This window comes from Bacillus sp. C28GYM-DRY-1 (genome assembly GCF_030519405.1).
Lineage (GTDB): Bacteria > Bacillota > Bacilli > Bacillales > Bacillaceae > Bacillus > Bacillus spizizenii_A.
The window spans coordinates 42,386-66,304 of sequence record NZ_JAUMKF010000019.1 but is presented as its reverse complement, the minus strand read 5'-3'; the positions used below and the strand labels follow the sequence as shown (position 1 = coordinate 66,304).

The window sequence follows — 23,919 nt, the reverse complement described above, 5'->3', positions numbered from 1 at the left end:
CACTTCAACCGAATAACTCACTCTTGTCCTCATAGAAAAAACACCTCCAAGTCTAATTTCGGATAACAATCATCCTTTTTCAAACTTGAAGGTGTTTTTTTTTGTCTCATCTTATGGGGTCAGTCCCTTGTCTGGATGTTTTTTTATTCCCAGTCTTTGCAAGCATCAATTCACGCTTTTGAGAAAGAAATGCAGGCAACTCTTCTGGTGTTAATTCAATAGCAGAGTTTCTGCTGCCGCATGCGGGGAAAACAGTCTCAAATGGTTTCAGCGATACATCGAGGATAAACCTTTAGATCATGAGCCAATCCAAATGGGCAGACGCCTCCAATTTCATGGCCTGTCTGCTCCAGTACCTGATCAGGAGAGAGCATTTTTGCTTTAAAGCCAAATGTTTGCCTTTTGTCTCCGGCAGCCACAATCAGAATTGCCTGATCTCCTTCTCCTCTGAAGGACAGGGTCTTGGCGATCCTTGCCGGGCTCACGTCGATTGTCTCAGCCGCTTGTTCAACTGTCGCGCTTGACGTTTCGAACTCCATGACATCATTTTCTCGATGCCACTGTTTAAAGTAGGTTTTCACACTTTCCAGAGACACATGCTGCTTTGCCACCCTCTTCAAGATTATTGAAATAAACACAGCATGGATGGGGAGACTGGGTTAAGAGGGGATGACAAAAAAACCGCCGATAGACGGCGGTTAAATCATTCCTCGCTGTGCAACTTCAATTTGGTGTGTAGGTGCATTTGCAATAGTTGTTGCCACAATCACAGTGCTTAGGGCCAGACAAGAGAGTAATAGTTTAGACTTCAATTTCATACAATCTCACTCCTCCTTGAATAAGTTGCCTTACTTGTTCCACCTTCAGGAAATAGGCAGAAGCTTTTTGAAAATTTTCACGTTCATGATAATATTTTGCCACATCAAGGGCGAAATCTTCAAGATCCGCATACAACATTTTACTTTCGAGGAAATCAAAGATTCTTTGAATTGCTTCCTCATCAGGGCCAGATAAGTATAAAGATTTCAAAAATTCAAACTGTGATAAATAGATTGAATCTCCGGCCTTTTGAGAATAAGCCATTCCCTTACTATGATATGCATGGGCTTTATCCATTTTTCCTAATTTATAATGGATTTGTGTAATTAAAAAATAGGCTTGGGGCAGGGAAGGAAGAATATTAGATTCTTCAAAAACAGCTATTGCTCTTTTGAAATATGCTACAGCATCCTCATATTGGTTTTGGCTGTTTTTACAAAGCCCGATGTTGTATAATGTTCTTCCCATTAATTGTGGCTGATTCTCAGCTTTCGCCATAGAGTAAGCCTTTTTAAAATGTGAGATGGCATCCTCATATTGTTTTAAATCTAAGAAATTGGTGGCAAATAATGAATGACACTGCAGCAATCTTATATTATAAGCTCCATATTCTTTGTATATTTCATATGCCTGCCGTGCATAGTCCATTGAAAAATACGTTTGTTTCATATAGTAATAAGATTCAGACATCTTAAAGAAAAACTCAGCCTTCTCTATCCGATCCTTAACAAATATCAACTTGCTTTCGGCCTTTTTAAAAAATTTAATAGCCGACAGATATTCCCGCTGGTCCAGTTCATACATGCCCCTGAAGAAATTAAAATAATAATCAAGGACTCCAGTTAAACGAGCCTGTTTTTTATCAATTTCAAGCAGCAGGTCAGACAATCTCGGCTGTTCCTCGATTCGCATTTTCTCTAGTGGTTCAAGGTACTCAAGCATCAGGTTATGCCGGAATTCCATCAGTGAATAGTACATATGAAGATCCTGATCTTCTTCCATTTGATCCAGCTCTTGTTTGATTTCTCTTCGCAAATACTCTGCGTCGGGTATGCTGAATTGGCGTATGTACATATACCATTCGTTAATCTTTTCTCCGACGGAAGAAGAAGATATGACACCTGTCACGTTAGCGAACCCCTCCCTTCATCATTCTATATATGTCATATTTTATCATCATCATTCATCTGAGAAGCGCAAAAAAACCGCAATCTTTTCTTTCGTTACACCGCATATTAGAGGAAATTTTTTCAAAAAACCACTTTTACCCTCGGCAATTTGTACAAGCAACACACATTTACCTTCCATATCCTGTTGTATCTGCGTGAGCAGTGTATACCTGAAGAGGAAGTGAAGGGATGAGAAAAAACAAGCTTTCCTTTAAAGAAAAAACTGGAGCCGAACAAGAAGAGTGTATATGTTTTTGTGATGAAGAAGTCAGACGTGAAGCGTCATTTCAAGTGCCGATTGACGTTCCGGAGGGATTTGTCGTTGATCCAGCGGAAGCAGTCGCTGCGGTTACGTGGAGTACAGATCATCTTTCCTGTGTCAGTGAGCCCTGTTTAACAGAAACAGGACCTAATAATGAGGATATAAGAGTGATCTACGGAATGCGCCTTCAAGGAGTCATTACACTTCTCATCAGCGTCTCACCTGTGCGAAATCAATATGGACAAGGCGACGGGGCTGTTTCCGTCATTCACAATGCAGAGATCGACCAAATTGTCTATTATTCTGATAACCCGGATGATTGCCCGGATTTCAGTGACATCACGATCGAGAACCTTGTATTCGTTCCGCCATTCTACGGCAGTCCTCTATCAGTGACGGGAACGATTGTGCTTGTACCGGAACCGGATCAGCGAACTTATGTGTTTACTGCAAACACTGGGGACAGCACGATTTCGGTAATTGATGCTAAAGAGAATACTCTTGTAAGTAACATTTCTTTATCTGATATCCCGACTGATCTGGGTGTTACCTTGGATAAAGCGTATACGTATGTTCTCCATGGGAATGCGAATCTTGTATCGATCATTGACAACGAGATATTAACGGTTACACAAACCATTCCTCTTACAGGAGCCCCAAGAAAAATCCAGTTTGAAAGTGGGGGCGAATTTGCTTATATTCTCGCAGGGGGCAGCTCTATTTATGAAATTAACATTTCCTCGCAAACCATTACCAACACATTCACGGTGTCACCCGCTGCGGACGATTTTGCCCTAGACCCTAACGGACAGTTTTTCTATACGACCAACTCTGTATTTTGGGTCGTTAATAAATATGACATCAATACAGGGCAACTGATTGATAGTTTAAGTAACTTTGAAACACCAAATCTTATTGAAACCCCGTTAACAGGTAATTTTGCTTATCTGGAAAATGGTGAAATAAGGCCTAATGTCGTTTCTGTGATAGATTTGACGACATTTAGCGAATCGTCACAAATTAACAGACTGTTTGATGGTTTAATTACAATAGTTTTCTCTGCTGATGGGACTCGTGCATTTTTCCTTGAGCCATATAGTGAGGCATTTCCGGAGAATCTCACTGTCGTTGATTCAACGAAGCATACCTTTATAACAACTGTTTCTCTCCCCGGCGCCATTGACCTCGCCGTAACGCCGGACAATCAGTACATTTACGCGGCACAGAATGATGACAATACTGTGACCGTATACCGCACAAGTGATTATACAGCCGTGACGGTGATCCCGGTTGGCGCAGGTCCGTCCGCGATTGCGATGTAGAAGCTGTTACAGCTCAAAAGAAGCGGGGCGGCGGTCAGAGATGTGCTTATAGATGGATAGTCCGATTTGCTGAATCGCCGCTAGGATGATTAGGAACAGCAGTTCACTTCATGTTGTTTTTCCGGCGCCGTTTACCCCAAGCAATCCGTAAACGGCGCCTTTTTCCAGGTGTAAGTCCACGTGCTCTAAGATGACGTTGTCCCGTTCATACCAAACGGATACATCGTGTATATCCAAAATGCTCATCGCGAGTCAGCCTTCCGCGCGCGCATTCCGAAAAGAATGGCAATGGCTATGAAAATCAGCATAAATAGATAATCACTTTTGACAAAATAGACGACTGCGCCGATGACAAAGATAAATGAAAGGATATACAGTAAAATTCTTCTTTGTGCTGGTGACAAATCGTTTCCCTCCTAAATTAGATGGACCACGTCTTCTAATTATTCATTTTTTGCCCAAGAGCAAATGTTTTTCCGGTGATATTTATTGGAGTTTAGTCCTTTTAAGTAACAGCCTCCGCAATATCCGCTGAACGGGCATTTGTCTTTCATGCAATGCTCGCTGAACCGCGGGGCCTGCGCTTGCCATAGTTTATGGACGAGAGGGGAGTTAAAGATGCTTTCATATGAATCATGAAAAATATTTCCCAATGAAAATTCCTTTGGAAAGAGAGCGCATGGACGTACTTCTCCGAACGGGCTGATCACAATGGACTTCCAGCCAGCGCCGCAATTTGCCGCGCGTTTTCTCTCATAAGGAATAATCGGAATCAGATCTTTAAACTCATCAATGATATGTTGCTCGTACTCCATAAATTTGCGGTGCTGCTCGGCATCTTTTGTGGGGTGGACAATATCTCTGCCTCTTCCGAAATCATCAACCCAATTGTAAGAGAACGCTTTCGCTCCGAGATCCCGAACCTTTTGAGCCATATCGTGGATTTCCCACATGTTTTTTTCGAAAACGGACATGGCGATCCTGACAAATATACCGTGGTCACTCAGCAATTTTATCGTTTTACAAGTTTGGGCAAAAGAGCCTTTTCTCCCTCTAAAGGAGTCATGGACCTCGGAATTCACACTATCGAGAGAAATGCCGACAATGATTTTTTGTTTATAAGCTTTCAAAAGCTCCAGGCTCTCTTTTCGCATAAGAGTTCCATTCGTTAAAACAGCGACCTTTTTGAACTTTTTACACACATAGTCAAGAATCTCATTGGCGTTCGGATGGACAAAAATTTCTCCGCCTGTGATTTCGCATGTCAATACACCGTTGTCAAACAGCATATCAGCTGTTTTCTTGAATTGCTCAATCGACACGGTGCCGAGGGCTTCCGGCGAACTTTCCAAATAACAGTGGGCGCATTTCAAGTTACAGCGGTGCGTCAGCTCAAAGGTGGCGTGCAGCGGCATCGGAAATTCATTGCTTCCGCTCGTGGTGATCGCGTGGCGGCTGGACCGATTTTCAAGCTGGACGACCTGCTTGTTCAGGAGCATGTTGAGCATGTCGTAATACCAATTCCTATGGTCTTCTGGTGATTCATCGTACACGGCGCATTGTTCCGCTAAAATTTGTTCAGCCGTTTTTTGTCCATCCATTCGCATGCAGAACTCGTAAGCCGTTTTGTTAAGATCCAAATACTCAAAGTCAGAAATGGAGACATTATCGCGCAAATAGTCGATTTCTAACACACCGCCCTCAGGAAGCTGGTGAACTCTTACATTTTCATTAATAAATGGAAACATTTGCTCTATAAACAAAATACCATCCCCTATACATATGATTCATATGAAAAACAATTGTGTATGTATAACCAAGAGGTAGATTTAAGTTAAAAAATGTAATTTCTCCAAAAGAGCATAGTAGAATGACTATGCTCTTTTGGAGAAATTTATCCCCATAGACCGAAGACCAAATAGACCTGTAGCACCGGCAATTTCAAAATCAGGGATAGGACCGTCCACTAGATAAGCGGCTCCAATCGAGCATGTTGCACAACCTTTGTTTTCCACAATAACAGCTTTTTTCATCATTGGATCCTCCCTTTTTTTTGTTTTTTTCTAGCAGATTTATGTTGTACTTTTATGATAAAACCATTAAATTACCAATTCAATACATATATATTGAAGAAAATGTGAAATGAAAAGAGTAGATTTCGGAAAAATGTAACTTTTCCTAAAGGTAATGAGTGATATCACTTTCTCTTCTAATAAGGAAATGCTTTTTATAAGGTTTATCTTCAAATCTGATGAGCAATGATGGTAAGATAGAAGCAGTTGAAGTTTACAAACGGAATGATTATACTATTCAAGTCAAAGTGGAATGATGAAAAGGACGTGTCAAAATGAAGCAAGAGACACCGATAACACTCCATGTGAAGTCTGTGATTGAGGATGACGGAAACCAGGAAGTCATCGAATTCCGCACCACTGGATTTTACTATGTAAAACAAAATAAAGTGTATCTATCTTATTATGAAGAACACGACTTAGGTAAAGTGAAAACGATTGTGAAAGTAAGCGAAGGCGAAGTCCTGGTCATGAGGTCAGGCGCTGTCAAAATGAATCAGCGTTTCGTAACGGGATCTTCCACAATTGCTAAATATAAAATGTCATTTGGTGAGCTTGAGCTGAAAACAAGCACAAAATCGATTCAATCTGATCTCGGTGAAGAAAAAGGCCGTGTCAGCATCGCATATGACATGCATGTAGGAGACGAACAGCAGCATTTACATCATATGACGATCACGTATGAGGGAGGAACTCACGCATGAACATTGCGGAACAAATGAAGGACGTGCTGAAAGAAGAAATCAAAGCGGCCGTTCTGAAAGCGGGATTGGCTGAAGAAAGCCAGATTCCTAATGTCGTTTTAGAAACACCGAAAGATAAAACACATGGCGATTATTCAACAAATATGGCGATGCAGCTGGCAAGAATCGCAAAAAAAGCGCCGCGCCAAATCGCTGAAGAAATTGTCGCTCATTTTGATAAAGGAAAGGCTTCGATTGATAAATTAGATATCGCCGGTCCGGGTTTTATTAATTTCTATATGAACAATCACTATTTAACGAAGCTGATTCCGTCTGTGTTAGAAGCAGGGGAAGCGTACGGGGAAACGAACATCGGAAACGGTGAGCGAGTTCAGGTAGAATTCGTATCAGCGAATCCGACGGGAGACCTTCACCTTGGCCATGCGCGCGGTGCGGCTGTCGGCGATTCTTTGTGCAACGTGCTTTCAAAAGCGGGTTACGATGTGAGCCGCGAATACTACATTAACGATGCCGGTAACCAAATCAACAACCTTGCGCTATCTGTTGAAGTCCGTTACTTTGAAGCGCTCGGCTTGGAAAAAACGATGCCTGAGGATGGCTACCGCGGCGAGGATATCATTGCGATCGGAAAGCGCATCGCTGAGGAATACGGCGACCGTTTTGCCAAAGAAGAGGAAAGCGAGCGCCTCGCATTTTTCCGTGAATACGGTCTGAAATACGAGCTGGAAAAGCTGCGCAAGGACTTGGAAAACTTCCGTGTGCCGTTTGATGTGTGGTATTCCGAAACATCATTGTACCAAAACGGAAAAATTGACAAGGCGCTTGAAGCGCTTCGCGAAAAAGGCCATGTCTATGAAGAAGACGGCGCGACTTGGTTCCGTTCTACGACGTTTGGCGATGATAAAGACCGCGTATTGATTAAGAAGGACGGCACGTACACGTATCTGCTGCCTGATATCGCTTACCATAAAGACAAACTTGACCGGGGCTTTGATAAGCTGGTCAACGTTTGGGGCGCCGATCACCACGGCTACATTCCGCGTATGAAAGCGGCAATCGAAGCGCTGGGCTATGAAAATGGAACGCTTGAAGTAGAAATCATTCAGCTCGTTCACCTTTACAAAAATGGCGAGAAAATGAAAATGAGCAAACGGACGGGGAAAGCGGTAACGATGCGTGACCTGATTGAAGAAGTCGGCTTGGATGCTGTACGTTACTTCTTTGCGATGCGCAGCGCGGATACGCATATGGATTTTGACTTAGATCTTGCTGTATCAACATCTAACGAAAACCCTGTGTATTATGCACAATACGCACATGCCCGTATTTGCAGCATGCTTCGCCAAGGGGAAGAGCAGGGACTTAAGCCGGCGGCGGATCTTGATTTCAGCCATATTCAATCAGAAAAAGAATATGACCTGCTGAAAACGATCGGCAGCTTCCCAGAGGCAGTGGCGGAAGCGGCGGAAAAACGAATTCCGCACCGTGTCACAAACTATATTTATGATCTGGCTTCTGCTCTGCACAGCTTCTACAATGCAGAGAAAGTTATCGATCCTGAAAATGAAGAGAAAAGCCGCGCGCGCCTAGCTTTAATGAAGGCAACGCAAATTACGCTGAACAATGCGCTTCAGCTGATCGGCGTATCGGCTCCGGAAAAAATGTAATCATATCAAAGGGCAAAGTCTTCGGGCTTTGTTCTTTTTTTATGCGTAAAACGTGTGATGTAATTCACAATCCTGTTTGCTGAGTTTTTGTATGATAAGACTGATTATTGAATCATTGAAAGGGGCAAGCCAAATGATCAACCGTCAACACATTCAATTATCGTTACAGTCATTAAGCTTGGTGGCAGGGTTTATGGTTTGGGTGCTGATTTCATCACTCATTTCCCAAATTACATTAGATATTCATTTAACCAAAGGCGAGATTTCTTTGGTGACGGCGATTCCCGTTATCCTTGGGTCGCTTCTCCGCATTCCTTTAGGGTATTTGACGAACAGGTTTGGCGCGCGGCTGATGTTTATGATCAGCTTCATCTTGCTCTTGCTTCCGGTGTTTTGGATCAGTATCGCGGATTCTCTGTTTGATTTAATCGCGGGCGGTTTCTTCTTAGGAATCGGGGGAGCGGTATTCTCCATTGGGGTGACATCCCTTCCGAAATATTATCCGAGAGAAAAGCACGGTGTCGTCAATGGGATTTACGGTGCAGGAAACATCGGGACCGCCATTACTACATTTGCAGCGCCGGTTATCGCACAAGCTGCGGGATGGAAAGCAACCGTGCAGATGTATATGGTTCTGCTGGCAGTTTTCGCATTGCTGCACGTATTGTTCGGCGACCGGCATGAGAAGAAAGTGAATGTTTCGGTAAAAACACAAATCAAAGCCGTTTATCGAAATCATATCCTATGGTTTCTGAGCCTTTTTTATTTTATTACGTTTGGCGCCTTTGTCGCCTTCACCATCTATCTGCCGAACTTTTTAGTGGAATACTTTGGGCTGAATCCTGCGGACGCCGGTTTGCGGACAGCTGGCTTTATTGCCGTCTCCACGCTGCTCAGGCCTGTAGGCGGACTCTTGGCTGATAAAGTGAGCCCGCTCCGCATTTTGATGGTCGTTTTTGCGGGACTTACATTATCAGGAATTGTCTTATCGTTCTCGCCGACGATCGGCCTTTATACGTTTGGGTCATTGACGGTGGCGGTCTGCTCAGGCATAGGAAACGGGACCGTTTTTAAACTGGTGCCTTTCTATTTTTCAAAGCAAGCGGGGGTTGCCAATGGGATTGTGTCTGCCATGGGAGGATTAGGCGGTTTTTTCCCTCCGCTGATATTGGCGAGTGTTTATCAAGCAACAGGCCAATACGCGATCGGTTTTATGGCGCTTTCTGAAGTGGCGTTAGCAAGCTTTGTCCTTGTCATATGGATGTATTGGCAGGAAAGAATGAAAACGCACACGGAGAGAAACAGTCAGAGCGTCAACTAAAACTGGGCATTCACAAGATTGTTAGTTTTTTCTGGATGAGGGCAAATCAATTCACGTTACAATAAATACACAACGTGATTTTCTTCGAGGTGAGCTCATGAATTTTCTCTCTGTTCGACCATCTGACAGTGATCTTATTTCCAGCGATCTGCATGATTTGCTGGAATCGATTAGTACGAAAAGAAAAATGGAAAAACACACGTATTTGTTTCGGGAAGGAATGGATGCAGAAGAGCTTTATCTGATTCAATCAGGACTCATTGAAATCGGCAAGCTGACATCTGACGGAAAAGACCTGACACTTAGAATCTGCCAAAAGCATGATATCGTCGGGGAATTAACACTTTTCACTGAAGAACCAAAATATATGCTCAGTGCAAGAGTGCTAGAGGATGGCGAGGTGCTCGTCATTAATAAAAACAAGCTGGAAAAGGAATTAATCCACAATGGTGCTTTGACATTTGAATTTATGAAATGGATGAGCACGCACCTCCGGAAAATCCAGTCCAAAATAAGGGATCTGCTTCTTCACGGCAAAAAGGGGGCGCTCTACTCCACCCTTATTCGCTTATCAAACAGCTACGGTGTGCAACGAAGTGACGGCATTCTGATTAATATAGTGCTGACAAATCAAGATTTGGCAAAGTTTTGTGCAGCGGCAAGGGAGAGCGTCAACCGTATGCTTGGGGACCTCCGCAAACAAGGGGTAATTTCGATAGAAGATTCCGGGAAAATTATTTTGCATAAACGGGACTTTTTGCGATGCGAGATTGAGTGTGAAAACTGTCCGCTAGAGATTTGCAATATTGACTGAAAAACCAAGGGCCGCCGGCGGTCCTTGGTTTTTTATCTAGTGATAAACATACACATGACGGCAAAAAAGAAGCAGGCATTCACGATTTCCAGAATGCCGATCGTTTTAACGGTCCAGTCTCTTCCGTGAAAAAACCATGCCCGCAAACTGCTTGGGATAAAAGCGAGAAATGCCCATCCTGCTCCAAGAAGAGCGGATAAAAAGGGAAGCAGCAGGTGACATCCCCATGACCAGTATGCAAATACGCTGTTTTTTCTCTCACGTATCACCGACTTCACATAAAAGGAACTTCCGATAAAAAATAAAGCAGATTGAGAAAAAATAAACCAACCCCACTCGTCAAGGGTTCCCATCCCCAGCCAGCAGCTCGCAAGCCCGCCTGAACAAAAGAACAAGACACCCGCAATATCGTTCACTAGCGCCCGTTCGTTTTTTCGGCGGGAATAATACATATGAATGAGAAACAGCGGCAATAAAGAAACGCCGACCCAGATGAGTGGTGGCTTATGAAAGACAGGAATCATCAAAAAGCAGCAGGCCGGAACACCGTAATAATATATCCACTTTAGATAGGATTTGATCTGCTTTTTTTTCAAAGCAAGCGTGATGGGATAAACCGCCAAGTAAAGGAAAAGCCAGCCTAGGAAGAGCGGAATATGCCAGAAAACGGGGCCTCCCTTGACCATCCCGAGTGAAAATGGGATCAGCAGCATTGCCCATGCGCCGTGCTGCTTCGGAATCAGCGCTTTCATCGAAATCCTCCTTTTTATTTCATTATAAATGCAGACATGCTCCCGATAAGTGACATTCATCATACAAGATGTGAATTACATCACTGCTGGACAGGCTCAATCGGGCTAGACTAAAGCTATCCTTAACACAGGAGGCTTTCCTATGAATCAGTGTGACTATTTATTATTTCTGAAACAACTTCCTATGTTTAATGAAGTGCCTCTATCCATTGTCGAAACCTTGCTGAAAAACGGGACGTTTATCAGCGGAACATCTGATCATTCTCTATCCTTTCTTCATTCTCAATCCGTATATATTGTATTAAAAGGCAGTGTCCGTTTTATGGACAGCAGGCTCCCTGACGGATCGAAAACCGTTGCGCTGTGGGAGAAAGGCGATGTATTTCTGATTGATGAAAAAGGCGGGATGTATTTATCGCCTTTTATCTCAGTCAATGCCACTTCAGACATTCTGATTCTCAATATTCCTTACTACACATTTAATAAAATCATGTCTTACAATCCACAGCTGCAAATGAATTTTTTGGCCATGCTTCAGCAAAATGTCTTTTGGTCCTATCAATTATTTTTGCGTTATCTGCATACATCACAGGATGAAAATACCGAGCCCGGTTCTTAAACAGAGCCGGTTTTTTTGATCTTTGAATGAAAGGCGGCCATTGACTCAGGCGTCCCGCCTTCATCACATCCTGTGGAAGTCCTTCCTTTTGTGTGAACATTTTGTGAAAAAAACAAAGTGTGTGACATAGTTCACAAGGAAACAGGCTGTCTCTGTATATAGTGAACTTAGCATCACCTGACTCGGAAGGAGTGAACTTTTATGAAGAAAAAGAAAATGAGTCCGTTGTTTAGGAGATTGAACTATTTCTCTCCTATCGAACACCATTCAAATAAACATAGCCAAACCACTCGCGAAGACCGAGATTGGGAGAATGTATACAGAAACAGATGGCAGTACGACAAAGTCGTTCGCTCCACTCACGGCGTCAACTGCACGGGTTCCTGCAGCTGGAATATTTATGTGAAAAACGGAATTGTCACGTGGGAAGGACAAAACTTGAATTATCCATCAACAGGCCCGGATATGCCTGATTTCGAACCGAGAGGATGTCCGCGGGGGGCCAGTTTTTCATGGTACATCTACAGCCCGCTCCGTGTGAAATATCCATACGTACGCGGTGTGCTGATCAATTTGTGGCGGGAAGCACTGCTGGCCCATCAAAATCCATTGGATGCTTGGAAATCGATCGTTGAAAATCCTGAAAAAGCAAAATCCTATAAACAGGCAAGAGGGAAGGGCGGTTTTGTGCGCGCTGAATGGCCGGAGGTGCTGAAGCTGATTTCAGCCTCTCTGCTCTATACAGTCATGAAATACGGGCCTGACCGGAATGTCGGCTTTTCCCCCATTCCGGCCATGTCCATGATCAGCCACGCATCAGGCTCACGGTTTATGTCTTTGATCGGCGGTCCTATGCTCAGTTTTTATGACTGGTATGCGGATCTTCCTCCGGCGTCTCCGCAAATTTGGGGTGACCAGACGGATGTTCCGGAAAGCAGTGATTGGTACAATTCAGGCTATATCATCACATGGGGCTCCAACGTTCCGTTAACGAGAACGCCTGACGCGCATTTTTTGGCGGAAGCCCGCTATAAAGGCGCTAAAGTCATTTCGATCAGTCCGGATTTTGCGGAATCCTCAAAGTTTGCAGATGACTGGCTGAGTATTCGCCAAGGGACTGACGGAGCACTTGCGATGGCGATGGGTCACGTCATTTTACAGGAATTTTACGTGAACCAAGAGACGGAACGTTTCATTGAGTACGCAAAGCAATACACGGATTTTCCGTTCTTCGTCACCCTGTCAAAAGAAAACGGCGTATACACAGCGGGGCGTTTTCTGCATGCGAAAGACATCGGGCGGCAGGCAAAGCATGATCAATGGAAGCCTGCAGTCTGGAATGAACAGACAGGCGCATTTGCCATACCGCAGGGGACAATGGGCTCGCGCTGGGATGGGCAGCAGAAATGGAACCTGCACATGATTGATGAAGAAACCGGGGAACCGATTGAACCCCGTCTCTCTGTGCTGGGAATAGAAGACGAAATCGTCACGGTGCGCATCCCGTATTTTTCAAATGACGGCAACAAAGTGCTTGAGCGGGATCTCCCTATAAAAAAACTGAACCTGAACGGCGAAGAGGTTTGTGTCACGACCGTGTTTGACTTGATCCTGGCTAACTACGGCGTGAACCGGGGCATCGGCAAACGATCAGCTTTCTCCTATGATGATCCTGAGCCGTTTACGCCTGCCTGGCAGGAACAGATGACAGGAATTAAAAAAGAAGCCGTCATCAAGATAGCCAGAGAGTTTGCCCAAAATGCGATCGATACAGACGGCCGATCGATGATTATCGTAGGGGCGGGAATTAACCACTGGTTCAACTCTGACACGATCTACCGGGCAGTATTAAATCTTGTATTATTGGTAGGCGCCCAAGGCGTAAACGGCGGAGGGTGGGCCCATTATGTGGGGCAGGAAAAGCTCCGCCCTGCTGAAGGATGGCAGACGATTGCAAATGCAAAGGACTGGGAGGGCGTGCCCAAGCTGCAAAACGGCACCTCATTTTTCTACTTTGCGACAGATCAGTGGCGTTACGAGGACCAACCGATCAGTGATTTGGCATCACCGATCGCTGCGTCATCCCGCTACAAGCATCATGCCGATTACAATGTGATGGCAGCGCGATTAGGGTGGCTGCCGTCTTACCCGACGTTTAATCAAAATGGCATTGATCTGTACAAAGAAGCTGAAAAAGCGGGTGTAACAACACCTGAAGACGTTGGTGCGTACGTGGCCTCACAGCTTCAAGAGAAAAAGCTGAAATTTGCAATTGAAGATCCTGACAATGAAGTAAATTTCCCAAGAAATCTCTTTGTATGGCGGGCAAATCTGATTTCCAGCTCAGGAAAAGGGCATGAATATTTTCTAAAGCATTTGCTGGGGACGACAAACGGTTTGATGAATGACGACAGCGACAGCATTCGCCCTGAAGAAATTAAATGGAGGGAGCAGGCACCGGAAGGAAAGCTCGACTTGTTAATCAATCTCGATTTTCGAATGGCCGGTACGGCGCTTTATTCCGATATCGTGCTGCCGGCAGCGACATGGTATGAAAAACACGATCTCAGCAGCACAGATATGCACCCGTTCATTCATCCTTTCGCTCCGGCGATCTCGGCTCCGTGGGAATCGAAGTCAGACTGGGATATTTTCAAAGCACTGTCAAAAGCCGTTTCTGATCTGGCAGAAGAAGTCGATATGGAGCCGGTGAAAGAAGTGGTCGCGACGCCGCTACTCCATGACACCATGCAGGAATTAGCTCAGCCGTTCGGCAAAATCAATGACTGGAGCAAGGGCGAATGCGAAGCCATTCCGGGAAAAACGATGCCGAACATCCAAGTCGTTGAACGTGATTACAAGCACATCTTTCATAAAATGACCGCGCTCGGACCTTATGCCGGTTTAAAACCGAGCGGAACAAAAGGGATGAGCTGGTCGATAGCCGATGAATATGAAACACTCAAAAAGAGATTGGGAGAAATCACCTCGGACAGCGTTGCAAAGGGGTGTCCGAATATAAGTGAAGCAAAGCAGGCGGCAGAAGCGATTTTAACCCTATCGTCCACTTCTAATGGAAAAGTCGCCGTGAAAGCATGGGAATCGCTTGAAAACATCACAAACCTGAAGCTGAAAGACCTGGCGGAAGAACGGGAGGAAGAATGCTTTACGTTTGAACAAATTACAGCCCAGCCGAAAACGGTCATTACCTCTCCGGCATTTACCGGCTCAGAAAAAGGGGGACGCAGGTATTCCCCGTTTACGACGAACGTAGAAAAATTAATCCCGTGGCGAACACTGACCGGCAGACAATCTTATTATGTCGATCATGAACTGATGATGGAATTCGGTGAAACGATGGCGACATTTAAACCGATCCTCCAGCATCGTCCGTTTCTGAGCAAGCGGCCTGATCAAGAGGGAAAAGAAATCGTCCTCAATTATTTGACGCCGCATAATAAATGGTCTGTCCACAGCATGTATTTTGATTCCCTGCCAATGCTGACGTTGTTCCGCGGTGGGCCGACGGTGTGGATGAATAAAGATGATGCAGAGGATACGGATATCAAAGATAACGATTGGATTGAATGCTTTAACCGAAACGGTGTTGTCGTCGCGAGAGCGGTTTTGTCTCACCGGATTCCTAAAGGTATGGCGTTTATGCACCATGCCCAGGACCGCCACATCAACGTGCCAGGCACAAAACTGACGAATAACCGCGGAGGCACCCATAACAGCCCGACAAGGATACACGTCAAGCCGACACAGATGATTGGGGGCTATGCCCAGCTCAGCTACGGCTTTAACTATTACGGTCCAACAGGGAATCAGCGCGATCTAAACGTCGTTATCCGTAAGCTGAAGGAGGTCGATTGGCTTGAAGATTAAAGCGCAAATCGGTATGGTCATGAACTTGGATAAATGCATCGGCTGCCACACGTGCAGCGTCACCTGCAAAAACACGTGGACAAACCGTTCCGGTGCGGAATATATGTACTTTAATAATGTAGAAACAAAGCCCGGCATCGGCTACCCGAAGCAATGGGAGGACCAGGACAAATATAAAGGCGGCTGGGCATTGAAAAAAGGAAAACTCGAGCTAAAATCAGGCCCGAAAACAAATCGGCTTGCTGGCCTTTTCTATAACCCAAACCAGCCGTCGATTGATGATTACTATGAACCTTGGAACTATGATTATGAAACATTAACAAACAGCCCGCAGAAAAAACACCAGCCAGTGGCACGCCCAAAATCGTCGCTGACGGGGGATTTCATGAATATTGAATGGGGCCCGAATTGGGAGGATGATCTCGCAGGCGGCCATATTACGGGGCTTGAGGATCCAAATGTGCAAAAGATGGAGGAATCGATCAAAACAGAATTCGATGAGGTTTTTATGATGTATCTGCCGCGTATTTGTGAGCACTGCATCAACCCGGCGTGCGTTTCCTCTTGTCCTTCCGGCGCCATGTACAAACGCGAGGAAGACGGCATTGTGCTTGTGGATCAAAACGCATGCCGGTCATGGAGATATTGTGTCTCATCCTGCCCTTATAAAAAAGTCTATTTTAACTGGCAAACGAACAAAGCGGAAAAATGCACCCTCTGCTTTCCGCGTTTGGAGGCGGGACTGCCGACTATCTGCTCCGAAACGTGTGTAGGCAGAATCCGCTATCTCGGCGTCATGTTGTACGATGCGGACAAAGTGGAGGAAGCGGCATCTGTTGAAAATGAAAAGGATCTTTACCATTCCCAATTGGACGTTTTTCTTGATCCGAATGACCCTGAAGTTGCCAAACTGGCAAAAGAACAAGGCATCCCGACAGAATGGATAGAGGCTGCACTGCAATCGCCCATTTATAAGATGATCATCGACTGGAAAATCGCCCTGCCGCTTCATCCGGAGTATCGGACATTGCCGATGGTTTGGTACATTCCGCCTTTGAGTCCAATCATGAATCTCTTTGAAGGAGAGGGAAGCCGGCAAACAGCGGAAGATATTTTTCCGGCTATCGACCAAATGAGGATTCCGATTGACTATTTGGCGCAGCTATTAACGGCCGGTGATACAGATCATATTCGGTCGACATTAAAGAAAATGTCTGTCATGCGCCAGTATATGAGAGCAGTCCAGACAAATAAATCAATCGACCCGGCACTGATCTCCAGTGTCGGCTTAACAGAACAGCAAATTGAAGACATGTATCGGCTGCTTGCGATCGCCAAATACGATGACCGATTTGTGATTCCGAGCAGCCACCGAGAAGAAGTGTCTGATTTATACGCTGAACAAGGGAGCTGCGGCTTATCATTTTCAGGCGATCCCGGCTCTTGTTTTTAACTTTTGATAAACGAGGTGTAACAAGATGAACACCACAGACCGGCAAATCACGTTCTCCGCTCTTTCCTGTCTTCTTTCCTATCCGGATGAAGAGTGGAGAGCCGAGCTTCCCGAGTGGAATGCTCTTATCCATGACATCAGCAACCATCAAATTCGGGAGAAGCTGCTGCACTTTTTAGAGGCGTCAGCCAGCTTTTCTCAAGAAACGCTGATTGAACACTACGTCTATACGTTCGACTTCGGAAAAAAAACGAATATGTACGTCACTTACTTTAATTCAGGTGAGCAAAGAGAACGCGGCGTTGAATTGCTGCATTTAAAGAACACATATCAGCAATCCGGCTTCCTGCCGACAGAGAAAGAGCTGCCTGATTATTTGCCGCTTATGCTGGAATTTGCCGCGGTTGCAGAGATTGAAGCAGCGAGAAGCGTGTTTGAGAAATATCTGTCCAATGTGAGGGAACTGGCATCCCGCCTCGGAAAAAATGACAGCATATATGCGGAGCTGCTGTACGTGCTGCTGGCCGCGCTGAAAAACATCGGCGTACGTGAAAGCATTGAAGGGGCTGTTCAGGCATGAGCGGGCAGATCCTGTGGGGCGTGATGCCATACATTGTAATAACAATCTTTATCGGCGGCCATATTTACCGCTACCAGCATGACCAATTTGGGTGGACGGCGAAATCCAGCGAGCTGTTAGAAAAGAAAAAACTTGCGGCGGGCAGTACACTTTTTCACTGGGGCATGCTGTGCGTTATCGGCGGGCATCTCATGGGAATTCTGATCCCGGAAGCCGTGTACACTTCTATTGGCATTTCAGAGCATGCTTATCACAAGATGGCGATTGGCGCAGGCCTGCCGGCGGGGATTGTGGCATGTACCGGACTTTTCATCCTGACGTACAGAAGGCTGTTTGACAAAAGAATCCGCAAAACAAGCTCGCTATCGGATATCCTTATTCTCATCCTGCTGCTGTTCATGATGCTGTCAGGCGTTGCCGCCACGTTTCTAAACATTGATTCGAAAGGATTTGATTACCGGACAACAGTCGGGCCGTGGTTCAGGGAGATCTTTTTGTTCAGCCCTGACGCCTCTTTGATGGGGAGTGTCCCGCTATGGTTTAAGCTTCATATCATGATAGGGTACATCATTTTTATCCTGTGGCCGTTTACAAGATTGGTACACGTGTTCAGTCTGCCGCTCAAGTATTTGACACGAAGCTATGTCGTGTATCGAAAACGCTCGTAAAAATCCCCCTTGAAAGAGGGGGATTTTTTATGATGATGGAAACAAGTCTTACAAAACAGTTTGATAAAAAAATAAAAACGTAAGATATTTTCTGCCAAGGTAATGGCTGGGCGGCCAGGAATCCTGGTATGTTTGTATTTGGAAATAACATTTTAATAAGGAGAGTGAAGAATGAAGCGGATTTTACTCATTGTAGCTGCTTGTCTTATGACAAGCGCGGGGGTCCTGACACTCAGACATTCTCACGTATTAACCGGCGGGACAGCCGGATTGTCACTAAGCCTGACATACTTGTTTCATTCCTCGTTTGCCATGATCTTCTTTCTGATCAATATCCCGTTTTACGTGTTTTCTCTCATCAGAATGGGCATTCAATTCACCCTATCTACTGTATTTGCAGTCACAGCGCTGACTCTGTTTACAAGCGCGGATCACTGGCTGCCGTCTGTCTCTTTTTCGCCGTTTGCCGGGGCAATTTGCGGCGGTGCGCTGATTGGGTTGGGCTTGTCGCTCATGTTTTATCATCAGGCTTCGCTCGGCGGCGCCAATATTCTTGCTTTATTTCTGCAAAAGCGCTACGGATGGAATCCGGGTACGGTTAATTTCCTCTTCGACTTTGGCGTAGTGCTGGTCGGCATTTTCTCCGTCGGATTGCTGAAAGGGCTCTTTTCCTTAGTGTCGATTGCGGTCACGGGCCTGATCGTCAGCTTCTTCAAAAATAAAATCAAAAGCAGCTATTCCCTCAATCCGGCCATGCTCCAGAACATCACATCCGGCCAATCTCAGGAAGCTTCTTCATAAGCCTTTTCGCATCTTGCGGAGAGGCTTTTTACATAGAAGGTTTATCGATTAGAAAAAAGAGGTAATACGGATGTAATCGAATCAGATTGGAGAGAATCAGGATGCTGAAAAGGAGACTGGAATTTTTCTTTTTATATATGATGCTTATCGGAGCATATGTCATATGGGTTTTTCCGGTTTCCAGACTTGAGTTTTACGGGGGATTGCTTTGCTATGTCAGCATTATTTTGTTCAGCATCTATTCATTAATTCTTGAAAACCGCACATCGCAGCACACGCTGCTATGGATCCACATTCTTGTCTTTTTTCCGATCGCAGGCTACATGTTTTATCTGTTTTCCGGACAGCTTTATGTAAAAGGGAAGCTGTTCAAGACAAAACGAATGCACAACAGGGAAAAGCTCAGGAAGCTGTTTGACATGGAGGAAACGCCGGAAGTGACAGGGCTGAAAGACAATCAGGAGAGATTCTTTACGTATTCCATCAGGGCTGCCCATATGAATATCAATACGAAAAGCAAGATCAAAGTGCTGAAAAACGGTGAAGAAACCTTTCCGCACCTTTTCAAAGCGATGAGGAAAGCGAAATCTTATATACATATTGAATACTACATGTTTAAATCAGACATGCTTGGCCGCGGCATGATGGACATTATGATGGAAAAAGCGCGCCAGGGTGTCGATGTAAGGTTTTTATATGACGCCGCAGGAAGCATCAAGCTGGAAAGAAGAGACATCATGAAAATGAAACAAGCGGGAGTGGACATCGTTCCGTTTTCTCCGCTGAAATACGGGTTCTTCAATCAGAAGCTGAATTTCAGAAATCACCGGAAGATCGTCATCATCGACGGAAAAACCGGTTTTGTCGGCGGATTAAATGTCGGGAAGGAATATATCAGCAGAGATCCGGACATCGGGTTTTGGAGAGATACTCATCTGCGGCTGGAAGGCGAAATTGTGCAAACGCTTCACGCCATCTTTATGCTCGATTGGGAATACGTCTCCAATGAAGTGTTAATTGATCAAGAGGAGTACAATACCCCGGTTCCCGTGGAAGGAGAGGGCATTTACCAAGTTGTCGCGACAGGCCCTGACATGAAGGAAAGCATGAGCGACCTTTATTATGAAATGATTTCTTCAGCACAGAAATCAATATGGATCGCTACACCTTATTTCGTACCGAATGAATCCATTCGCACGGCGCTGAAAGCAGCGGCGACTAAAGGCGTAGAAGTAAGGGTCATGGTGCCGGAGAAGAATGATAGCTTTTTGACGCAATACGCATCAAGATCCTATTTCCCAGAGCTGCTTCTCGAAGGCATAGAGGTGTATTCTTATCAAAAAGGCTTCATGCACCAAAAAGTCATGATTGTAGATGGCGATCTCGCCTCCGTCGGCACCGCGAATATGGACATGCGCAGCTTCCAGCTCAACTTTGAAGTAAACGTGTTCTTCACGGATGCCGATGCGATCCGCACCCTTGAAGCCCATTTCGAAGAGGATATGCTGGACAGTGAAAAACTCAGCCCTGTCGGCTTTTATAAAAGGGGAATGACCGACCGGACAAAAGAATCCTTAGCCCGTCTGTTTTCAGGTGTTCTGTAAAAAAGAAATCTCATCTATAAAAAATGCCGGTGTATAGTATAATTGAAAAAATTATCAGTTATTTATGCATTGGGGGAAGATAGGGTGCTGCGGCAATTTTTTTCGTATTATAAACCATACAAAACGTTATTCTTTCTCGATTTTTTCTCGGCCATCGCGGGAGGCTTAATGGAGCTGAGTTTTCCTTTAATCGTCAATTATTTTATTGACACCTTGCTTCCGGGCAGGGACTGGGGGCTGATCATCGCGACCTCAATCGGCTTATTTGCGGTTTATGCGCTCAGCTCGGCTCTCCAGTATATCGTCACATACTGGGGACACATGCTCGGGATTAATATCGAGACCGATATGAGAAAGTCGCTTTTTGACCATTTGCAAAAGCTCTCGTTCAAATTTTACGACAACAACAAGACGGGAACGCTGATGTCGAAGCTGACAAACGATTTAATGTACATCGGCGAAGTTGCCCATCATGGCCCGGAAGACCTGTTCATTGCCATCATGACCATTCTCGGGGCGTTCGGTGTCATGCTGTTTATTAACTGGCAGCTTGCATTATTAACGTTTATCATCATGCCGATTGTCATTTGGCTAGCGCTTTATTTCAACAAAAAAATGACCAGAGCGTTTACCACGCTGAACAAAGATATCGGAGACTTCAGCGCGCGTGTAGAAAATAATATCGGCGGGATCCGGCTTGTGCAGGCGTTCGGCAATGAATCATTTGAAAAAGAACGCTTCGCTGTTAACAATCAGCGTTTCCGTGTCACAAAGCTTTCCTCATATAAAATCATGGCGAAAAATGGCTCAATCAGCTATATGCTGACTCGGTTTGTCACGCTGTTTGTGCTTTTGTGCGGAACGTGGTTTGTCATTCGCGGCTCTTTATCGTACGGGGAATTCGTGGCGTTTGTGCTCCTGACGAATGTGCTATTCAGGCCCATTGATAAAATTAACGCGATTATCGAAATGTATCCGAGAGGAATTGCCGGTTTCAAAAGCTATATGGAACTGATGGAGACAGAGCCGGATATTCAGGATTCTCCTGATGCGAGAGACGTTTCCGGTCTGAAGGGCAATATCTGCTATGAACACGTTTCATTTGGCTATGATGAGCATCACCACGTCCTCAATGACATTAACCTGTCCATTCAAGCGGGGGAAACGGTTGCGTTCGTCGGTCCGTCAGGTGCGGGAAAATCGACACTTTGCAGTCTGCTTCCGCGCTTTTACGAAGCATCGGAGGGTGACATTACGATCGACGGCATCAGCATTAAAGACATGACGCTGTCTTCGCTGCGGGGTCAGATTGGCGTCGTGCAGCAGGACGTTTTCTTATTCTCGGGCACGCTTCGAGAAAATATCGCCTACGGCCGATTAGACGCATCAGAAGAAGACATTTGGCAGGCTGTGAAGCAGGCGCATCTGGAAGAGCTCGTCCATCACATGCCGGATGGGCTGGATACCATTATCGGTGAACGGGGCGTTAAGCTTTCCGGCGGTCAAAAACAGCGCCTGTCAATTGCACGGATGTTCTTGAAAAATCCGTCGATCCTGATACTCGACGAAGCAACCTCTGCCCTAGATACAGAAACAGAAGCGGCGATCCAAAAGGCGCTGCAAGAATTGTCCGAGGGGCGCACGACGCTCGTCATCGCCCACAGGCTGGCGACAATCAAAGACGCGGACAGGATTGTGGTCGTCACAAACAACGGTATTGAAGAACAAGGCCGCCATCAAGACCTGATCAAAGCCGGAGGTCTTTACAGCAGGCTGCATCAAGCGCAATTCGGGCAAATGGTGCAGCTATAAGAGGGGAATATGAACAGAAAAAAATGTGCTCTAGAGGATGGAAGCATCGATTGGCTGGATGAATTTGAAGGTGAAGGCGATAACGGTTACAGTGCGGCGTTTTATCAAACTATTGATACTGTCATTTTAGGCCGGAGCACATATGAACACGTCAAAATTCTTACACCGGTTTTCCCGTATCAGGATAAAACCGGTTCAGCTTCATTATGTCAGACCATAAGAAAAAGGATAGACAAGAAAAACATGTCTATCCTTTTTGTATTGTATGTAAGTTAGAGTGCTTCTTTTTCAGCAGGCTCGATAATTTTTTGGAACTTTTCAATCAGCTGTGATGCTTTAGTTCCTTCGACTACAATCAGATATTCATTTTCATCATGAGCCATACGGAACGTCTCAAGCTCAATTAAGCTTTTGATTTTGCACATTGTTTTCTTTGAATAAATATAAACCTCGTGGCTTCCAGAATGGCACATTTTATATAGATGAATCAAATTTCTTAAAGTAAATGCCTGTGCGGCTACTTTTAGAGACTTGATGTTTTTCATAATCTTTCTCCTCCATCGGTTGGTGTCTTATATAGCGTATGTTCCCAGAGCGGACAAAATGTAAACCTAATATGGCACATTTATAATTTCCATTGAAGCGTGCCGCCGCCGATGCGTTTGACACCGCGGATGGAGCTTAATTCATCCATCAGGCGAAGAAGCGCCTTGTCTTTCTGTTTTGCTTCGATCATGAAATCAATATTTGTTCCCCATTGTCTGAAGCGCTCTAACAGCGGCAGCAAAAAATTGGCGTCAACATAATCGGCATGGCTGCGTATGGCTTGCTCCGATTTTGGGGAAGACAGGTGAACCTTTGGCTGCAGCCCTATCCGCTCCCACGTTTTGATCATCCGGGGCAGTGCTTCATTCAGGTCGGCGTGATCATCTGGATTGGCGTAAAAATGATGAAAATCAAAGACAAACGGAATATCCTCTTGTTCACAGACCTGAAGCGTTTCTTCTGTCGTATAGGTTTTATCATCGTTTTCCAGCGTCATCCGCTGTTTGATCTCCTGCGGCAGCTGCTTCATATTTTGGTGAAATTGAGCAGTGGCGGTGTCTTTATCTCCGTAAGCGCCGCCAATATGAATATTGATTATGGAGCGATCAGCAATGCCCATGGCTTCAAGCATGCGGTAGTGATACGCCATATCGGTCACCGCATTTTTTGTGACGTTTTCCTTCGGGCTCGTAAACAGAGTGAATTGGTTTGGGTGAAAGCTTGTTCGCAGATGATGTGATTTAACAAGCTCTCCAATCTCCCGGAACTCTTTCTGAAATGGCGTTACAAAGTCCCACATGACATCGGGATGCGTGGCCAGCGGCACAATCGAACTGGAAAAACGGTACAAAGGAATACCGTGGCCGATGATATAGTGAAGGGTTCTCATCGTATTACGTAGATTGGCTCTTGTCACAGTCAGCAGGGCTTCTTTTCTTTCATCCTTTGAAAGCTTGGAATAACGCGCGAATGTCAACGTTTTAGCGGGAGACGCCTCCCAAAGGCTCATCGCGTTTGAAACGAACCCGAATCTGAAAATCATAGGA

Annotated in this window: 21 protein-coding genes and 3 pseudogenes; 14 read left to right on the top strand and 10 right to left on the bottom strand. The window is 45.2% G+C overall.

The window, feature by feature from the left end; genetic code table 11:
• Window positions 1-143: 143 nt before the first annotated feature.
• The 3 genes and pseudogenes from Q3W56_RS16500 to rapF all read right to left on the bottom strand — a co-directional run bounded on the left by Q3W56_RS16500 (window position 144) and on the right by rapF (window position 1,947).
• Window positions 144-596 (bottom strand): annotated as a pseudogene (locus tag Q3W56_RS16500) (YbaK/EbsC family protein).
• A gap of 102 nt (window positions 597-698) precedes the next feature.
• The gene (phrF, locus tag Q3W56_RS16495; RefSeq protein ID WP_019716080.1) at window positions 699-818 is read right to left on the bottom strand and encodes a phosphatase RapF inhibitor PhrF; all 120 of its coding nucleotides are present in this window, start codon (window positions 816-818) and stop codon (window positions 699-701) included.
• Entirely contained in the window at window positions 802-1,947 is a 1,146-nt protein-coding gene (rapF, locus tag Q3W56_RS16490) for a response regulator aspartate phosphatase RapF (protein WP_302896225.1), read from the bottom strand. Before rapF ends, phrF begins: the two co-directional genes overlap by 17 nt.
• Before the next feature lie 230 nt (window positions 1,948-2,177).
• Here rapF and Q3W56_RS16485 point away from each other — a divergent pair, with 230 nt between their 5' ends.
• Window positions 2,178-3,572 (top strand): YncE family protein, encoded by a 1,395-nt coding sequence (locus tag Q3W56_RS16485; protein WP_302896224.1) that lies wholly within the window; start codon window positions 2,178-2,180, stop codon window positions 3,570-3,572.
• Window positions 3,573-3,683: 111 nt separating this feature from the next.
• Here the strand turns inward: Q3W56_RS16485 and Q3W56_RS16480 are convergent.
• The 4 genes and pseudogenes from Q3W56_RS16480 to Q3W56_RS16465 all read right to left on the bottom strand — a co-directional run.
• Window positions 3,684-3,818 (bottom strand): annotated as a pseudogene (locus Q3W56_RS16480) (ATP-binding cassette domain-containing protein); the annotation flags it as partial.
• On the bottom strand, window positions 3,815-3,976 hold the full coding sequence (gene albB / locus Q3W56_RS16475; RefSeq protein WP_302896223.1) for an antilisterial bacteriocin subtilosin biosynthesis protein AlbB: 162 nt from the start codon (window positions 3,974-3,976) through the stop codon (window positions 3,815-3,817). The gene albB and the pseudogene Q3W56_RS16480, both read right to left, overlap by 4 nt.
• 39 nt (window positions 3,977-4,015) lie before the next feature.
• On the bottom strand, window positions 4,016-5,335 hold the full coding sequence (gene albA / locus Q3W56_RS16470) for a subtilosin maturase AlbA (protein ID WP_302896222.1): 1,320 nt from the start codon (window positions 5,333-5,335) through the stop codon (window positions 4,016-4,018).
• Window positions 5,336-5,446: 111 nt separating this feature from the next.
• Window positions 5,447-5,605, bottom strand: coding sequence for a subtilosin A family bacteriocin (locus Q3W56_RS16465; RefSeq protein ID WP_302896221.1), 159 nt, complete (start codon window positions 5,603-5,605; stop codon window positions 5,447-5,449).
• A gap of 314 nt (window positions 5,606-5,919) precedes the next feature.
• On the opposite strand from Q3W56_RS16465, the gene Q3W56_RS16460 reads away from it, so the two are divergent.
• From Q3W56_RS16460 to fnr, 4 genes are all read left to right on the top strand, one after another.
• A complete protein-coding gene (locus tag Q3W56_RS16460; RefSeq protein ID WP_302896220.1) occupies window positions 5,920-6,348 on the top strand; it encodes a YwiB family protein in 429 nt (142 codons plus the stop codon).
• Window positions 6,345-8,015 (top strand): arginine--tRNA ligase, encoded by a 1,671-nt coding sequence (gene argS / locus Q3W56_RS16455; protein WP_302896219.1) that lies wholly within the window; start codon window positions 6,345-6,347, stop codon window positions 8,013-8,015. Before Q3W56_RS16460 ends, argS begins: the two co-directional genes overlap by 4 nt.
• A gap of 133 nt (window positions 8,016-8,148) precedes the next feature.
• Window positions 8,149-9,336: a nitrate transporter NarK gene (narK, locus tag Q3W56_RS16450; protein WP_302896218.1), complete on the top strand. Its 1,188-nt coding sequence runs from the start codon at window positions 8,149-8,151 to the stop codon at window positions 9,334-9,336.
• Window positions 9,337-9,433: 97 nt separating this feature from the next.
• Window positions 9,434-10,150: a fumarate/nitrate reduction transcriptional regulator Fnr gene (gene fnr, locus Q3W56_RS16445; protein WP_302896217.1), complete on the top strand. Its 717-nt coding sequence runs from the start codon at window positions 9,434-9,436 to the stop codon at window positions 10,148-10,150.
• 32 nt (window positions 10,151-10,182) lie between these two features.
• On the opposite strand, the gene Q3W56_RS16440 is transcribed toward fnr, so the two are convergent.
• Complete coding sequence (locus tag Q3W56_RS16440) at window positions 10,183-10,902, bottom strand: YwiC-like family protein (protein WP_302896216.1); 720 nt, start codon at window positions 10,900-10,902, stop codon at window positions 10,183-10,185.
• A gap of 142 nt (window positions 10,903-11,044) precedes the next feature.
• Here Q3W56_RS16440 and Q3W56_RS16435 point away from each other — a divergent pair, with 142 nt between their 5' ends.
• The 9 genes and pseudogenes from Q3W56_RS16435 to Q3W56_RS16395 form a co-directional block, all read left to right on the top strand.
• Window positions 11,045-11,521 (top strand): cyclic nucleotide-binding domain-containing protein, encoded by a 477-nt coding sequence (locus tag Q3W56_RS16435; protein WP_302896215.1) that lies wholly within the window; start codon window positions 11,045-11,047, stop codon window positions 11,519-11,521.
• A gap of 201 nt (window positions 11,522-11,722) precedes the next feature.
• The gene (locus Q3W56_RS16430; RefSeq protein WP_302896214.1) at window positions 11,723-15,409 is read left to right on the top strand and encodes a nitrate reductase subunit alpha; all 3,687 of its coding nucleotides are present in this window, start codon (window positions 11,723-11,725) and stop codon (window positions 15,407-15,409) included.
• A complete protein-coding gene (gene narH, locus Q3W56_RS16425) occupies window positions 15,399-16,862 on the top strand; it encodes a nitrate reductase subunit beta (RefSeq protein ID WP_302896213.1) in 1,464 nt (487 codons plus the stop codon). Before Q3W56_RS16430 ends, narH begins: the two co-directional genes overlap by 11 nt.
• Window positions 16,863-16,887: 25 nt before the next feature.
• Window positions 16,888-17,442: a nitrate reductase molybdenum cofactor assembly chaperone gene (narJ, locus tag Q3W56_RS16420; protein WP_302896212.1), complete on the top strand. Its 555-nt coding sequence runs from the start codon at window positions 16,888-16,890 to the stop codon at window positions 17,440-17,442.
• Window positions 17,439-18,110: a respiratory nitrate reductase subunit gamma gene (gene narI / locus Q3W56_RS16415; RefSeq protein ID WP_268399846.1), complete on the top strand. Its 672-nt coding sequence runs from the start codon at window positions 17,439-17,441 to the stop codon at window positions 18,108-18,110. Before narJ ends, narI begins: the two co-directional genes overlap by 4 nt.
• Before the next feature lie 171 nt (window positions 18,111-18,281).
• Window positions 18,282-18,911, top strand: coding sequence for a YitT family protein (locus tag Q3W56_RS16410; RefSeq protein ID WP_268399845.1), 630 nt, complete (start codon window positions 18,282-18,284; stop codon window positions 18,909-18,911).
• Between the two features lie 101 nt (window positions 18,912-19,012).
• The gene (cls, locus tag Q3W56_RS16405; RefSeq protein ID WP_302896211.1) at window positions 19,013-20,515 is read left to right on the top strand and encodes a cardiolipin synthase; all 1,503 of its coding nucleotides are present in this window, start codon (window positions 19,013-19,015) and stop codon (window positions 20,513-20,515) included.
• 84 nt (window positions 20,516-20,599) lie between these two features.
• Window positions 20,600-22,327 carry an ABC transporter ATP-binding protein gene (locus Q3W56_RS16400; RefSeq protein ID WP_302896210.1) on the top strand — a complete coding sequence of 576 codons (1,728 nt, stop codon included), beginning with the start codon at window positions 20,600-20,602 and terminating at the stop codon, window positions 22,325-22,327.
• Between the two features lie 9 nt (window positions 22,328-22,336).
• A pseudogene (locus tag Q3W56_RS16395) lies at window positions 22,337-22,519 on the top strand (hypothetical protein); the annotation flags it as partial.
• Window positions 22,520-22,599: 80 nt separating this feature from the next.
• On the opposite strand, the gene Q3W56_RS16390 reads toward Q3W56_RS16395, so the two are convergent.
• The gene (locus Q3W56_RS16390; protein ID WP_019716056.1) at window positions 22,600-22,872 is read right to left on the bottom strand and encodes a hypothetical protein; all 273 of its coding nucleotides are present in this window, start codon (window positions 22,870-22,872) and stop codon (window positions 22,600-22,602) included.
• An 80-nt stretch (window positions 22,873-22,952) separates the two neighbouring features.
• The gene (gene uvsE / locus Q3W56_RS16385) at window positions 22,953-23,915 is read right to left on the bottom strand and encodes a UV DNA damage repair endonuclease UvsE (protein ID WP_302896209.1); all 963 of its coding nucleotides are present in this window, start codon (window positions 23,913-23,915) and stop codon (window positions 22,953-22,955) included.
• Window positions 23,916-23,919 lie beyond the last annotated feature (4 nt).

What these genes read in the sequence shown, in the direction of transcription:
- phrF (WP_019716080.1), bottom strand. Translation starts at nt 818, where the DNA reads ATGAAATTGAAGTCTAAACTATTACTCTCTTGTCTGGCCCTAAGCACT.
- Q3W56_RS16485 (WP_302896224.1), top strand. Translation starts at nt 2,178, where the DNA reads ATGAGAAAAAACAAGCTTTCCTTTAAAGAAAAAACTGGAGCCGAACAA.
- Q3W56_RS16465 (WP_302896221.1), bottom strand. Translation starts at nt 5,605, where the DNA reads ATGAAAAAAGCTGTTATTGTGGAAAACAAAGGTTGTGCAACATGCTCG.
- Q3W56_RS16460 (WP_302896220.1), top strand. Translation starts at nt 5,920, where the DNA reads ATGAAGCAAGAGACACCGATAACACTCCATGTGAAGTCTGTGATTGAG.
- argS (WP_302896219.1), top strand. Translation starts at nt 6,345, where the DNA reads ATGAACATTGCGGAACAAATGAAGGACGTGCTGAAAGAAGAAATCAAA.
- narK (WP_302896218.1), top strand. Translation starts at nt 8,149, where the DNA reads ATGATCAACCGTCAACACATTCAATTATCGTTACAGTCATTAAGCTTG.
- fnr (WP_302896217.1), top strand. Translation starts at nt 9,434, where the DNA reads ATGAATTTTCTCTCTGTTCGACCATCTGACAGTGATCTTATTTCCAGC.
- Q3W56_RS16440 (WP_302896216.1), bottom strand. Translation starts at nt 10,902, where the DNA reads ATGAAAGCGCTGATTCCGAAGCAGCACGGCGCATGGGCAATGCTGCTG.
- Q3W56_RS16435 (WP_302896215.1), top strand. Translation starts at nt 11,045, where the DNA reads ATGAATCAGTGTGACTATTTATTATTTCTGAAACAACTTCCTATGTTT.
- Q3W56_RS16430 (WP_302896214.1), top strand. Translation starts at nt 11,723, where the DNA reads ATGAAGAAAAAGAAAATGAGTCCGTTGTTTAGGAGATTGAACTATTTC.
- narJ (WP_302896212.1), top strand. Translation starts at nt 16,888, where the DNA reads ATGAACACCACAGACCGGCAAATCACGTTCTCCGCTCTTTCCTGTCTT.
- narI (WP_268399846.1), top strand. Translation starts at nt 17,439, where the DNA reads ATGAGCGGGCAGATCCTGTGGGGCGTGATGCCATACATTGTAATAACA.
- Q3W56_RS16410 (WP_268399845.1), top strand. Translation starts at nt 18,282, where the DNA reads ATGAAGCGGATTTTACTCATTGTAGCTGCTTGTCTTATGACAAGCGCG.
- cls (WP_302896211.1), top strand. Translation starts at nt 19,013, where the DNA reads ATGCTGAAAAGGAGACTGGAATTTTTCTTTTTATATATGATGCTTATC.
- Q3W56_RS16390 (WP_019716056.1), bottom strand. Translation starts at nt 22,872, where the DNA reads ATGAAAAACATCAAGTCTCTAAAAGTAGCCGCACAGGCATTTACTTTA.
- uvsE (WP_302896209.1), bottom strand. Translation starts at nt 23,915, where the DNA reads ATGATTTTCAGATTCGGGTTCGTTTCAAACGCGATGAGCCTTTGGGAG.